The organism is Streptomyces sp. NPDC111520 (genome assembly GCF_055635295.1).
This window is the reverse complement of sequence record NZ_JBVKBW010000001.1, coordinates 1-13,568: the sequence shown is the minus strand read 5'-3', so window position 1 is coordinate 13,568 and position 13,568 is coordinate 1. Positions and strand designations below refer to the sequence as shown.

The window sequence follows — 13,568 nt, the reverse complement described above, 5'->3', positions numbered from 1 at the left end:
GACATGTCAGAAGAGAACCTGCCGGACAGGCCGGCACACCAGGGCGGCGGCCAGCTCGCGACCGCGGAGAACCCGTTCGCGGACCCGGGCTTCCCGGCCCACCTGCCGCGCCGCCAGGACATCGACGAGAAGGCCGCGAGGTCCTCCGAGCGCACGGTGGCCTTCCTGTTCACCGTGTCGATGCTCGCCACGCTGGCCTTCATCGCCAGCTTCGTGGTCATCCCGATCGACAAGATCGTCTACATCTGGCCGCTGGGTCACATCAGCGCGCTGAACTTCGCGCTGGGCATGACCCTCGGCGTCTCGCTCTTCGCCATCGGCGCCGGCGCGGTCCACTGGGCCCGCACGCTGATGTCGGACGTCGAGGTCGCCGACGACCGCCACCCGATCGAGGCGAGCCCCGAGGTCAGCGCCAAGGTCAAGGCCGACTTCGCCACCGGGGCCGGGGAGAGCCAGATCGGCCGCCGCAAGCTGATCCGCAACACCATGCTCGGCGCGCTGACCCTGGTGCCGCTCTCCGGTATCTTCCTGCTGCGCGACCTCGGCCCGCTGCCGGAGGACAAGCTGCGCCACACGCTGTGGTCCAAGGGCCGGCTGCTGATCAACCAGAACACCAACAAGCCGCTGCGTCCCGAGGACGTCGCCGTCGGCTCGCTGACCTTCGCCGTGCCCGAGGGCCTGGAGGAGGAGCAGCACGACTACCAGGAGCAGCTCGCCAAGGCGGCCCTGATGATCGTCCGCATCCAGCCGGACGACATCAAGGACAAGAAGTCCCGCGAGTGGGCGCACCAGGGCATCCTGGCGTTCTCGAAGATCTGCACCCACGTCGGCTGCCCGATCAGCCTCTACGAGCAGCAGACGCACCACGTGCTCTGCCCCTGCCACCAGTCGACGTTCGACCTGTCCGACGGTGCCCGGGTGATCTTCGGCCCCGCCGGTCACGCCCTGCCGCAGCTGCACATCAGCGTGAACGGCGAGGGTTACCTCGAGGCTCTGGGCGACTTCGAAGAGCCCGTGGGCCCTGCGTTTTGGGAGCGTGGATGAGCACCAACACGAGCGCGAGCGCGAAGCCGCGCGGAAAGGCCCCGGCCGGCGAACGCGTCGCCGACTGGGCCGACGGCCGGCTGGGCATCTACAGCCTGGGCAAGGCCAACCTGCGGAAGATCTTCCCGGACCACTGGTCCTTCATGCTCGGCGAGATCGCCCTCTACAGCTTCATCATCGTCATCCTGACGGGTGTCTACCTGACGCTGTTCTTCCACCCGGCGATGAACGAGGTCGTCTACGACGGCTCGTACGCGCCGCTGCAGGGCATCTCGATGTCCGAGGCGTACGCGTCGACCCTGCACATCAGCTTCGACGTGCGCGGCGGTCTGCTCGTCCGGCAGATCCACCACTGGGCGGCCATCGTCTTCGTGGCCGCGATGCTCGTGCACATGATGCGCATCTTCTTCACCGGTGCGTTCCGCAAGCCGCGCGAGATCAACTGGGTCTTCGGCTTCCTGCTGCTGTTCCTCGGCATGTTCGACGGCTTCATGGGCTACTCGCTGCCGGACGACCTGCTGTCCGGCACCGGCATCCGCTTCATGGAGGGCGCGGTCCTGTCCGTGCCGATCGTCGGCACGTACCTCTCGTTCTTCCTCTTCGGCGGTGAGTTCCCCGGCGCCGACATCGTGCCGCGGTTCTACACCATCCACGTGCTGCTGATCCCCGGCATCATGGCGGGCCTGCTGGTGGCCCACCTGATCCTGATCGTCTACCACAAGCACACGCAGTGGGCCGGCCCCGGCAAGTCCGAGAAGAACGTCGTGGGCATGCCGTTCTTCCCGGTCTACACGGCCAAGGCGGGCGGCTTCTTCTTCATCGTCTTCGGTGTCATCGCGGCCATGTCCGCGCTGGTCTCCGTCAACCCGGTGTGGGCGTACGGCCCCTACCGGCCGGACCAGGTGTCGACCGACGCCCAGCCCGACTGGTACATGGGCTTCTCCGAGGGCCTGATCCGCATCATGCCGGGCTGGGAGATCAACTTCGCGGGCCACACGCTCGTCCTGGGCGTGTTCATCCCGCTGGTGATCTTCCCGCTGGTCCTGGGCTTCATGGGCGTCTACCCGTTCCTGGAGTCCTGGGTCACCGGTGACAAGCGCGAGCACCACCTGCTCGACCGCCCGCGCAACCGGCCGGTCCGCACGGGCATCGGCGCGGCCTGGATCAGCCTCTACCTGATCCTGCTCGTCGGTGGTGGCAACGACCTCTTCGCGACCCGCTTCCACCTGTCGATCAACGCGATCACCTGGGTGGTCCGGATCTCGTTCTTCGTGCTGCCGGTGCTGGTCTTCTTCGTCACCAAGCGGATCTGCCTGGGTCTGCAACGGCGCGACCGCGACAAGGTGCTGCACGGTCGTGAGACCGGCATCATCAAGCGGCTCCCGCACGGTGAGTTCATCGAGATCCACGAGCCGCTGGAGCAGGGCTCGCTGTTCAAGCTCACCGCGCACGAGCAGCCCAAGCCGCTCGACGTCGGCCCCGAGGTCGACGAGAACGGCGTGGAGAAGAAGGTCGGCCGCACCGCGAAGCTGCGCGCCAGGCTGTCCCGCGGCTACTACGGCGAGGGAACGCAGATCGACAAGCCCACCGTCGAGGAGTACGAGGAGATCACGAGCGGCCACGGTCACCACTGATCACTGAAGCTGTGCCACCGGGCAGGGTCCCGTCCATCCGATGGACGGGGCCCTTTCCCGTTCCCCCGCGCCGATAGGCTGGGGCCCGAAGACTTCCCGCCGCACGTCAGACCCCGTGGAGTGGACCATGAGCGTTGTGAACCCCGCCGGAGGCGCATCAGTGGCGGGCGGCTCCTGGCCCGACGTCCTGGGCGCACTGCTGAACGGCAGGGACCTCACGGCCGCGGAGGCGGCCTGGGCGATGGACCGGATCATGAGCGGCGAGGCCTCGGACGCCCAGGTCGCCGGCTTCATGGTGGCCCTGCGGGCCAAGGGCGAGACCGTCGAGGAGGTCACCGGCCTCGTCGAGTCGATGTACGCGCACGCGGAGCCGCTGGAGATCCCCGGCCCCGCCGTGGACATCGTCGGCACCGGCGGCGACCGGGCCAGGACGGTGAACATCTCCACGATGTCCGCCATCGTCATCGCGGGCACGGGCGCCAAGGTCGTCAAGCACGGCAACCGCGCGGCCAGCAGCGCCAGCGGGGCCTCCGACGTCCTGGAGAAGCTGGGCATCAACCTCGACCTGCCCGCCGCCCGGGTGGCGGCGGTCGCCGAGGAGACCGGGATCACCTTCTGCTTCGCGGCGAAGTTCCACCCCGCGATGAGGTTCGCCGCCCCGGCCCGCCGCGACCTCGGCGTCCCCACCTCGTTCAACATCCTCGGCCCGCTGACCAACCCGGCCCGGGTGGGGGCCTCTGCCGTAGGGTGCTTCGACACCCGGATGGCCGGCCTGATCGCGGGCGTCCTGGCCCGCCGCGGCTCCTCCGCGCTGGTGTTCCGGGGCGACGACGGGCTGGACGAGCTGACGGTCACGGCCACCTCCCAGGTGTGGGTGGTGCGCGACGGGAAGGTCGAGCAGGAGTCCTTCGACCCGCGCGACGTCGGCATCGAGCTGGTGCCGATCGAGGCGCTGCGGGGCGCGGACGCCGCCTACAACGCCGACGTCGCCCGGCGGTTGCTGGCCGGCGAGACCGGCCCGGTCCGCGACGCGGTGCTGCTCAACTCGGCTGCCGCGCTGGTCGCGTTGGAGGGCGCGGGCGGTGGGCTGACCGACGGGATCGCGGCCGGGATCGCCCGGGCGGCCGAGTCGATCGACTCGGGCGCGGCCGCCCGCACCCTGGAGCGCTGGGCCGCGGCCACGCACGCGTAGGGCGGGCGTACGGGAACGGCCGTGGAGGGCCGGGGCGGTTGCCCCGGCCCTCCGTGGCGTTCGCGGCGGGACGGACGGCCCGGGGCGGGGGCCCGGGGCCGGCCCGTCCGGGATGCGGACCGCGGCTTGCGGCGTCACACCCGTGTGGCATGATGCTGCGCAGGTCACGAGTGACAGCGAAACGGCCCCGGCCCGCTGTCCGGCAACCCTCCTTCCGTGGCGGGGTGCCCCGGGTGATGACCAGGCCGTAGGCAGCGAGGTCTGCGGCAAGCGCGGTCAGAGGAGTTCCTCCATGAGCAAGCGAATGCGCTAGGGCCTTCGGGGCCCCCTGTCGCGTACCCACCCTCCCCGGGCGTCCGCCCGCCGTGCCGAGGGCTTTCCCGTCATCACTGACGTTCCTTCACTCCCGCCTGCACCCAGGAGACTTCGCCATGTCGCCGCGCCCTGCCCTGCCCTCCACCGTCCACACCCCGCTGCCCGTGCTGGGGCGTGAGGTCCTCGTGCCGCTGGTGACCGGGGGCGAGGTCGGCTACGCCGCCCTCGACTACGCGGCCAGCGCGCCCGCGCTGCAGCGGGTCTGGGACGACGTGGCGGCCTACGCGCCCTACTACGGCAGCGTGCACCGGGGGGCCGGCTACCTCTCCCAGCTGTCGACGGACCTGTTCGAGCAGAGCCGGGCCACGGTCGCGGAGTTCCTCGGCTGTCGCCCCGGCGACCAGGTGGTCTTCACCCGCTCCACCACGGACTCGCTGAACCTGCTGGCCGCCGTCCTGCCCGCCGGCACCGGCGTCCTCGTCTTCGAGACCGAGCACCACGCCTCCCTGCTGCCGTGGCGGGACGCCGACGTGACCTACCTCGACGCCCCCCGCACGCCGGCCGAGGCGGTGGCGACGCTGGAGCGGGCCCTGGCCGCCCGGGTGGCGGACGGACCGGCGCTGGTCTGCGTGACCGGGGCGTCCAACGTGACCGGCGAGCTGTGGCCGGTGCGGGAACTGGCCGCGGCGGCCCACGCACATGGTGCCCGGATCGTGCTGGACGCGGCGCAGCTCGCCCCGCACCACCCGGTCGACATCGCGGAACTCGACGTGGACTGGGTGGCCTTCTCCGGACACAAGCTGTACGCGCCGTTCGGCTCCGGGGTGCTCGCGGGCCGCGCCGACTGGCTGTGCGCGGCCGAGCCCTACCTGGCCGGCGGCGGCGCCTCGCGTCGGGTGGCCCGCGGCGCGGACGGCGGGGTGGACGTCGACTGGCACACCACGGCCGCCCGGCACGAGGCGGGCTCGCCCAACGTCATCGGCGCCTACGCGATCGCCTCGGCCTGCCGCACGTTGACGGAGGCCGGCTTCGGCCGGCTGGTCGAGCGGGAGCAGGCGCTGGTGGCCCGGGTGCGGGCCGGACTGGCGGAGGTGCCCGAGGTGAAGGTGCTCTCGCTCTTCGGCGACGACGCCCCCCGGGTCGGCGTCATCTCCTTCGTCGTCGAGGGCTGGAACAGCTCCCACTTCGCGGCGGCGCTCTCCGCCGAGTACGGGATCGGCGTCCGCGACGGCCTCTTCTGCGCGCACCCGCTGGTGCGCACCCTGCTCGGGGGCAGCGAGCAGGAGCCGGGTGAGTGCGGGGCCCCCGAGGCCGCCCCGGACGGGGCCGGCCCCGCGCTCAACGCGATCCGGGTGTCCTTCGGCGCGGGCACCCCGGACGAGCACGTGGAGCGCTTCGTCGACGCGGTGCGGGAGCTCGTGGCGGAGGGCGCCAAGTGGCGCTACCGCACCGAGGACGGCCGCTGCGTGCCGGACCGCGGCCAGGCGTAGCGGCAGGTCCCGGGCGTCCCGGGCGTCCTAGGCGTCCTAGGCGTCCAGGCCGATGGCGAAGGCCGCCTCGAGGTCGTGCTGGGAGTAGGTGCGGAACGCCACGTGGGTGTCCGTGGCCTCGACGCCGGGGATCTTGCTGATCCGGCCCGGGATGACGTCCGCGAGCTCGTCGTGCCGGGCCACCCGCACCATGGCGACCAGGTCGTACGTCCCCGTGACGGAGTAGACCTCGCTGACGCTGTCGAGCGAAGCGATGGACTCCGCGATCTCGGGGATACGGTCGACGCTGGTCTTGATGAGCACGATCGCGGTGATCACGGCTGTAGGTCTCCTTGGGTCGCCCTGGCTGCGGGCTCCAGCTTAGGCGTTGTCCGATAGCACACCCACGCGCACAGGAAGCCGAAGACGAAGCCGGTGATGTGGGCGAGGTAGGCCGTGCCGGGACCCGTCTGCTGGATCTCGCCAGCCAGCCACTGCAGCACGAACCAGAAGATCAGCACCATCCAGGCGGGGAAGCGCAGCGGCAGGAAGAAGAGGAAGGGGAAGACGCTGGTCACCCGGGCCTTGGGGTAGAGGTAGAGGTACGCGCCGAGCACCCCGGAGATCGCCCCGGACGCGCCGACCAGGGTCTGGGTGGAGGAGGTGTGCCCGAGCGCGTAGCCGTACGTCGCGATGTAGCCCGAGGCGACGTAGAAGAGCAGGAAGCGGAAGCGGCCCATGCGGTACTCGACGTTGTCGCCGAAGACCCACAGGAAGAGCATGTTGCCGAGCAGGTGGACCCAACTGCCGTGCACGAACATCGCGGTGAGCACCGAGACGGACGGCGAGGCGGCGAAGGACCCCAGCGGCGGGCAGCCGCTCGGCATCGGGACCCGCGTCAGGGGGATGCGGCCCTGCCAGAGCTCGGTGGGGAAGACACCCCAGCGGGCGAAGTACGTCGCCTGGGCGCACACCTGATCGTGGCCCGTGCCGTACACGTAGGTGAGCCCGGAGGACGGGCTGATGACGAAGAGCACCGCGCACAGCCCGATCAGGGTGTACGTCACCACGGGTGTGCGGCGGACGGGGTTCTTGTCGTACACCGGGATGACCATGGACCGATCATGACGGAACGGGTGTAACGGTCGTGGGGCGCCTCGCCGCAGCGCGCGGGACCACCGAGGCCGTAGGGTGACCGGAACGCATCCCGCGCGACCGAGGAGACGACCGATGACGGTGCCCCTGCCGACCGCCACGACTCGCTGGCGTTGCACGCTGTGCGGCAACCTGACCCGGTTCGACGTCACCCGTTCCAGCAAGGTCGTCGAGTACGTCCACCTGGACCTGGCGGGCGAGCCCTCGGTCGAGGAGCGCGAGGTGGTCAGCGAGACCGTGGAGTCGGTGCGCTGCCGCTGGTGCAACGCCGTGGACCAGGTCGAACTGGTCGACCGGCCGGACGCGGCGGCGGCGGCGCAGGCCTGAGCGCGGCCGGGGACAATAGAAGAATGCGGCGCGGCCAGAGAGGTTGAAGGAGGCCGGGGAGGCGCCCACGGACTGGACGGGAGTGACGGGTGGACGGGACCGGCGGTAACCCGGGCCGCGGCGACGAAGCGGCCGCGCCCGAGGCTGCGGCTGCGGCTGCGCCGGAGGAGTCCGTCCACGGTGAGTCGCTGGACCGTCCGCTGCCCGAGGGCGTGCGGCACCGCGTGGTCGCCCTGGCGGCGGAGGCGTTCGGCGGGCTGACCCCGGCCGAGCTGCCCGCCGTACTGCGCCCGTACGCCCGCTTCACCCCCAGCCGTCGCGCCAAGTTCGCCGCGACCGCGCTGGCCACGGCCCTGGAGGGCGACCCGTCCTTCCGGCAGCGGGTGGGCGCCCGGCTGCGCGAGTCCGAGCCGGAGCTGTGCGAGGCGCTCGACGCCGGCACCCCGCCCCCCGCGGTCGACCCGCTCGACGTGGCGGCCGCCGCATATCTGCTGCGCCCCGCGGGCTGGGCCAAGCTCGTGGCCGCGGCGGGCGAGGAGGCCCAGCGGGTCAGCGCCGAACGGGCGGGCGAGGAGGTCCAGCGCGAGCTGCGGCAGCTGAAGGCGGAACTCGACGAGTCCCGCAACCAGGCCCGCACCGAGGCCGTACGGGTCCGCGCCGAGCTGGAAGCGGTCCGCAAGGAGGCCGAGTCGCTGCAGCGCAAGCTGCGCAGCGCCGCGAGCGACGTCAAACGGGCCGAGGCCGCGCTGCGCAAGGTCGAGGCCGAACTGGAGGAGACGCGGGCGGCCGCCGCCGCGGAGAAGGCGTCGGCGGACGGCGAGGCGCGCCGGCTGCGGGCCCGGCTCGCCGAGGCCGAGCAGGCCGTCGAGGCGTCCCGCCGGGCGGCCCGGGAGGGCCGCAGCACCGAGGACATGCGTCTGCGGCTGCTGCTGGACACCGTGCTCGACGCCGCCTCGGGGCTGCGCCGGGAGCTGGCGCTGCCCCCGCGCGACACCATGGCCGCCCGGCCTGCGGACACCGTCGAGGCCGTGAAGCCGGGGGCGATCAGCCCGAAGGACATCGCGCGGCGCGCCCTGTCCGAGGACGACCCGGCGCTGCTGGACCAGTTGCTGGCGCTGCCGCAGTCCCATCTGGTGATCGACGGCTACAACGTGACCAAGACCGGTTATCCGGCACTGCCGTTGGAGAAGCAGCGGCTGCGGCTGCTGGGCGGCCTGGCGGTGCTGGCGGCGCAGAGCGGCTCCGAGGTCACCTGCGTCTTCGACGGGGCCGATCTGGACGCCCCGGTGCTGCTGGCGCCGCCGCGCGGGGTGCGGGTGCTGTTCAGCAAGGCCGGTGAGACGGCCGACGAGTTGATCCGCCGTCTGGTTCGGGCGGAACCTCCCGGTCGTCCGATTGTGGTGGTTTCTTCCGATCGCGAAGTTGCTGACGGTGTGGCCCGTGCCGGCGCCCGCCCGGTCGCATCCACCTTGCTGCTGAAGCGACTTGCCCGGGTGTGACCTGGAGCACACCGTGAGGCGGGTGGGGCGCCTTTCGGGGACTCAGCGTCAACTCGTCATCACTGCACGTGCGATATGTGTAAAGAAACCGCGGCCGAGCGACTTTTTTTCTTCAGGGATTTGATCCGATCACAAGATGGTCACTATGGTCGTGCTTCGAACCTCTGCCCAGTCGATCATCCACTCAGGATGGCGGCGGAGGTCCCGCCGATCTGAAGTGCCGTGCGTACGACGGGGGACGCCGACGCTCAGGGCCGGGGAACGCAGTTCCCGATGCATGCGGCAGGCGGCTGGAGGAAGAAGGAGCTCGCCCGAGTGGCGTCCCACCGTCGTCCCAAGCAGGCCAGTCGCACACGTGTCACCGTGCTCACCGCGACCGCCGCCGCAGCCGTCGCCCTGTCCGCGCAGGCGGCCCAGGCCGCTCCCGCCAAGCCGTCCGTCAAGAGCGTCAAGGCCAAGGTCGACGGCCTCTACGACCAGGCCGAGCAGGCGACCGAGAAGTTCAACGGCGCCAAGGAGAAGCAGGAGAAGCTCCAGAAGCAGGTCGAGGACGTCCAGGACGAGGTGGCCCGCCAGCAGGCCGAGCTCAACGACCTCCAGGACGACCTGGGCACCCTGGCCAGCGCCCAGTACCGCAGCGGCGGCATCGACCCGTCGCTCCAGCTCTTCCTCTCCTCCGACCCGGACACCTACCTCGACAAGGCGTCCACCCTCGACCAGCTGAGCACCAAGCAGGCCGAGGCGCTCCGCCAGATCGCGGAGAAGAAGCGCACCCTCAACCAGCAGAAGGCGGAGGCCGCGAGCAAGCTCAACGAGCTCGACGAGACCCGCACCGAACTGGGCAAGAAGAAGAAGGAAGTCCAAGCGAAGCTCGCCGAGGCGCAGAAGCTCCTCAACTCGCTGACCGCCGCCCAGCGCGCCTCCCTGACCGCCGCGGAGAACCGCGCCAACCGCTCCAACGAGCGCGTGGACCTGGGCAACGTCCCGCCCGCCTCCTCGCTGGCCGCCGCGGCCCTCTCCGCCGCCAAGACCAAGCTGGGTTCGCCGTACGTCTACGGCGCCACCGGCCCGAGCTCCTTCGACTGCTCCGGCCTCACCTCCTGGGCCTACGCACAGGCCGGCGCCGGCATACCGCGCACCTCGCAGGCCCAGGCCGGCGCCGGCGCGCACCTGTCGATGAGCCAGCTCGCGCCCGGCGACCTCGTGATCTTCTACGGCGACCAGCACCACGTCGCCCTCTACGCGGGCAACGGCATGGTCCTGCACGCGCCGCGCACCGGCACCGTCGTGCGGTACGAGTCCATCAACAACATGCCGTTCCAGTTCGGCGTCCGCATCTGAGATCCGGGTGCGACGACCGGAACCGGTTGAACCTATCGGGTGATCTCGTACGGTGACGGCCCGGCGGTGACCTGCGCAAGCGGAGCACCGCCCGGCCGCCCGGCGGTACACGGTCTTTGAACTCCCCGTGTCCGGCTGACTACTGTCAGCCGACGTGCCATCCCATCGACGCATTCCGCAGCCCGGCCGGGCCCCGCGCACCTCAAGGGCCACGGTCCTGACGGCGGCGGCCACCGCAGCCGCCGCGATGGCGGGCGCGGCCGCCACGGCGCAGACGGCCGCCGCCGACCCGGCGGACACCTCCGTCGATGTCGCGGCCCGCATCGACCACCTCTACACGCAGGCAGAGCGGGCCACCGAGCAGTTCAACGCCGCCCGCGAGAACACCCAGCGGCTCCGGCGCGAGGTGGAGGTGCTCCAGGACCGGGCCGCCCGCGGCCAGGAACGGGTCAACCGGCTCCGCGACGACCTCGGCACGCTCGCCGGGGCCCAGTACCGCGGCGGGGGAGTGGACCCCACCCTCGCCCTGCTGCTCTCGCCCGACCCCGCGACTTACCTCGACCGGGCCGCCACCCTCGACCGGATCAGCAGCCGCGGCAACGCGCGCCTCGGCGAACTCCGGTCCGCCCAGCGCTTCCTGGACCAGGAACGTTCCCGGGCCACCGAACGGCTCGGCGAGCTCGAGCGGGCCCGCACCAGCCTCACCGCCCGCAAGAAGGCCGTGCAGCACAAGCTGCTGGCGGCGGCGCGCCTGGTCAACTCCCTCTCCCCGGAGGAACGGGACCGGCTCGCCGACCGGCTGGAGGCCCGGGCCTCCCGCTCCGGCCGCAGCGTCGACATCCCCGACCTCGGTCCGCTCTCCCTGCGCGCCGCGAGCGCCGTCGCCGCCGCCCGCTCCGCCGTGGGCGCCCCCTACGTGTGGGGTGCCACCGGCCCCGGCTCCTTCGACTGCTCCGGGCTGATGGTCTGGGCGTACCGCCAGGCCGGCGTCGGCCTGCCCCGCACCTCCCAGGCCCAGCTGAACGCCGGACGGCACGTGCCGCTCAGCCAGGCCCGCCCCGGCGACCTGGTCCTCTACCGCGGCGACGCCAGCCACGTCGCCATGTACGTGGGCGACGGCCAGGTCATCCACGCCCCCTACCCCGGGGCCCGGGTCCGCTACGACCCGGTCGCCATGCTGCCGATCTCCGCGGTGACCCGGCCCACGTGACCGCCGCCGCCGGGACCGTACGATCGGCGGCGTGGCCCTCTTCCGTTCACCGACCCGCACCGTGGCCGCCGCGCTGTGCGGCGCGGCGGTGCTCCTCGCGGGCTGCGGGCCCTCGGGCGGCGGCGCGGTGGAGCACGCGGGCCCCGGGGACCCGGTCGTCCGGCACCTGCTGGAACGCCGGGCCGACGCGGTCCTCGCCCACGACGAGAAGGCGTACCTGGCCGATGTGACGCCCGCCCGGCGCGCCGCCGAGCGGCAGGTCTTCCGCAACCTCGGGGAGCTGCCGCTCGCGTCCTGGTCGTACCGGCTGGTGTCGACGCAGGGCGCCGACCCGGTGACCGCCCGCGTCCGGCTGAGCTACCGCCTCAAGGGCTACGACAGCGCCCAGGTCACCGCCGACGACTCCCTGCTGCTGCGCACCGACGGCGGCGGACGCTGGCGGGTGGCCGGCGACGGCGACCCGGGCGGCCTGCTGTGGGAACAGGGCGCGCTGCACGTCGTCCGCGGCGGCCACAGCCTCGTCCTCGGCACCGGCGACCCGGCCGAGCTGGCCGGGTACGCCGCCGACGCGGACCGGGCCGTCCCGCAGGTACGGCGGGCCTGGGGCGGGGCGGGCTGGACCGGGCGGGTGGTGCTCGAAGTGCCCTCCTCCCTGCGGCACATGGCGCAGCTGCTGGACGCCCCCGCGGAGACGTACGCGGGCGTCGCCGCCGTCACCACCGGGGAGGCCGGCGGCAGCGGCACCGCGCCCGCCGGACGCGTCATCGTCAACCCCGAGGCCTTCGCCGGGCTGTCGGCCTTCGGCCGCCAGGCCGTGCTCACCCACGAGACCACCCACGTCGCCACGCGCGCCGCGACGACCCCCCGCACCCCGATGTGGCTCTCCGAGGGCTTCGCCGACTGGGTCGCCTACCGGGACTCCGGCCGCACGCCGCAGAGCCTGGCCCCCGAGCTGCGCCGGGACGTCGCGGCCTCGGGCCCGCCCGGGCACCTCCCCGCGGACGCCGACTTCGCGCCCGGCGCGCCCGCGCAGGCCCAGGCGTACGAAGCCGCCTGGCTGGCCTGCCGGCTCATCGCCGACACCTGGGGCGCCGACCGGCTGGTCGCGCTGTACCGTTCCGGTGCGGATCTGCGCGGCACGCTCGGCATCGACGAGGACGCCCTCACCGAGCGCTGGCGGGCCTACGTCAAGGGGGAGTTGGCATGAGCGGCACGGACGGGGACTTCACGCCGGAGGAGACCGCCCGCGGCAGGGCGCTGCGCCGCGCACAGCTGCCCTACCTGCTCGGCGGCCGCCTCGCCGGGCTCGCCCTGCTGCTCGCGCTGGGACTGACCCCCGCGGGGGCCGCCCTCACCGGGCTGTTCGGCGACGACCGGGCCCTGCGCGTGCTGGCCGGCGGCCTGCTGCTGGTGCTGCTCCAGCAGGCGGTCACCCTGCCGTTCTCCGCCCGGGTCCGCGTCCTGCGGCGCCGCTACGGGCTCGTCACGCAGGGCTGGGGCGGCTGGGCCGTCGACGTCCTGCGCGGCCTGCTCGTCTCCGTCCCGCTCGTGCTGGCCGCGCTGTACGGCTACTACGGGCTCGGCTGGGCCTGGGCGGCCCTGGGCGCCGTCTGCGCCGCCGTGGTGCTGTCCTGGCTCGCCCCGGTCGTCCTGGAACCGCTCTTCAACCGCTTCCGGCCGATGGAGGACGGGCCCCTGCGCGACGCCCTGCTGGCCCTGGCCGAGCGGGACGGCATCCCCGTGCGGGCGGTGCTCGTCGCGGACGCGTCCCGGCGTACGACCGCGCTCAACGCGTACGTCTCCGGCTTCGGGCGCACCCGGCGGATCGTCGCCTACGACACGCTGCTCGGCACGGCCCCGGCGGCGGAGGTCGAACTCGTCGTCGCCCACGAACTCGGCCACGTCAAGCACCGCGACGTGCCGCGCGGCACGCTGCTCGGCGCCGTCGGCGCGGGCGCGGGGGTGTGCGTGCTCTCCGCCGTCATGGCCGCCACCTCCTACGGCACCGGCGACCCGCGCGGGCTGTTCCTGCTCGCCGCGGTGGCCGCGGTGCTGTCGGCGTGCGCCGGGCCGCTCGGCTGCGCGCTGAGCCGGCGCGTCGAGCGGCGGGCGGACACGCACGCGCTGCAACTCACCGGGGACACCGAGCGGTTCATCGCCATGCAGCGCCGGCTCACCGTCACCAACGTCGCGGACCCCGACCCGCCACGCCTCCTGCACGTCCTCTTCGGCACCCACCCCACCGCCGTCCAGCGCATCGCCGCCGCCCGCGCGTTCGCCTCCGCGAGCTAGGTGTATTGATCACGAGCGTTGTTGACACCTGCGGGGGCTTGATCAAGGCGAAGACCTCCGGTGTGGTGGAGCTGTCTAGGACTGCACCAC

At 72.6% G+C, this 13,568-nt stretch carries 12 protein-coding genes and 1 riboswitch; of the genes, 10 read left to right on the top strand and 2 right to left on the bottom strand.

Translation table 11 applies throughout. The features are described 5' to 3' along the window. The first annotated feature begins 3 nt into the window (after window positions 1-3). The 4 genes from qcrA to ACZ7MY_RS00045 all read left to right on the top strand — a co-directional run bounded on the left by qcrA (window position 4) and on the right by ACZ7MY_RS00045 (window position 5,675). A complete protein-coding gene (qcrA, locus tag ACZ7MY_RS00060; RefSeq protein ID WP_499598038.1) occupies window positions 4-1,044 on the top strand; it encodes a cytochrome bc1 complex Rieske iron-sulfur subunit in 1,041 nt (346 codons plus the stop codon). Beyond that, window positions 1,041-2,678: a cytochrome bc1 complex cytochrome b subunit gene (gene qcrB, locus ACZ7MY_RS00055; protein ID WP_499598035.1), complete on the top strand. Its 1,638-nt coding sequence runs from the start codon at window positions 1,041-1,043 to the stop codon at window positions 2,676-2,678. Before qcrA ends, qcrB begins: the two co-directional genes overlap by 4 nt. A 127-nt stretch (window positions 2,679-2,805) precedes the next feature. Further along, window positions 2,806-3,870, top strand: a complete 1,065-nt coding sequence (gene trpD, locus ACZ7MY_RS00050) for an anthranilate phosphoribosyltransferase (protein ID WP_499598032.1) — start codon at window positions 2,806-2,808, stop codon at window positions 3,868-3,870. Between the two features lie 162 nt (window positions 3,871-4,032). After that, window positions 4,033-4,149: riboswitch (SAM riboswitch) on the top strand. A gap of 152 nt (window positions 4,150-4,301) precedes the next feature. Continuing rightward, a complete protein-coding gene (locus ACZ7MY_RS00045) occupies window positions 4,302-5,675 on the top strand; it encodes an aminotransferase class V-fold PLP-dependent enzyme (RefSeq protein WP_499598030.1) in 1,374 nt (457 codons plus the stop codon). Window positions 5,676-5,711: 36 nt separating this feature from the next. Here ACZ7MY_RS00045 and ACZ7MY_RS00040 read toward each other — a convergent pair whose 3' ends face one another. Next, window positions 5,712-5,993: an Lrp/AsnC family transcriptional regulator gene (locus tag ACZ7MY_RS00040; protein ID WP_499598028.1), complete on the bottom strand. Its 282-nt coding sequence runs from the start codon at window positions 5,991-5,993 to the stop codon at window positions 5,712-5,714. Further along, window positions 5,990-6,769 (bottom strand): rhomboid family intramembrane serine protease, encoded by a 780-nt coding sequence (locus ACZ7MY_RS00035; RefSeq protein ID WP_499598025.1) that lies wholly within the window; start codon window positions 6,767-6,769, stop codon window positions 5,990-5,992. The genes ACZ7MY_RS00040 and ACZ7MY_RS00035 overlap by 4 nt, the downstream gene beginning before the upstream one ends. A gap of 115 nt (window positions 6,770-6,884) precedes the next feature. Here ACZ7MY_RS00035 and ACZ7MY_RS00030 point away from each other — a divergent pair, with 115 nt between their 5' ends. From ACZ7MY_RS00030 to ACZ7MY_RS00005, 6 genes are all read left to right on the top strand, one after another. Next, complete coding sequence (locus tag ACZ7MY_RS00030; protein WP_499598022.1) at window positions 6,885-7,136, top strand: hypothetical protein; 252 nt, start codon at window positions 6,885-6,887, stop codon at window positions 7,134-7,136. Between the two features lie 89 nt (window positions 7,137-7,225). Next, window positions 7,226-8,635, top strand: a complete 1,410-nt coding sequence (locus ACZ7MY_RS00025; protein WP_499598020.1) for an NYN domain-containing protein — start codon at window positions 7,226-7,228, stop codon at window positions 8,633-8,635. A gap of 315 nt (window positions 8,636-8,950) precedes the next feature. After that, on the top strand, window positions 8,951-9,976 hold the full coding sequence (locus tag ACZ7MY_RS00020) for a C40 family peptidase (RefSeq protein WP_499598017.1): 1,026 nt from the start codon (window positions 8,951-8,953) through the stop codon (window positions 9,974-9,976). A gap of 154 nt (window positions 9,977-10,130) precedes the next feature. Next, window positions 10,131-11,186, top strand: coding sequence for a C40 family peptidase (locus ACZ7MY_RS00015; protein ID WP_499598015.1), 1,056 nt, complete (start codon window positions 10,131-10,133; stop codon window positions 11,184-11,186). A 31-nt stretch (window positions 11,187-11,217) separates the two neighbouring features. Further along, entirely contained in the window at window positions 11,218-12,393 is a 1,176-nt protein-coding gene (locus ACZ7MY_RS00010; protein ID WP_499598014.1) for a hypothetical protein, read from the top strand. Beyond that, entirely contained in the window at window positions 12,390-13,478 is a 1,089-nt protein-coding gene (locus tag ACZ7MY_RS00005) for a M48 family metallopeptidase (RefSeq protein ID WP_499598011.1), read from the top strand. Before ACZ7MY_RS00010 ends, ACZ7MY_RS00005 begins: the two co-directional genes overlap by 4 nt. Window positions 13,479-13,568: the final 90 nt, after the last annotated feature.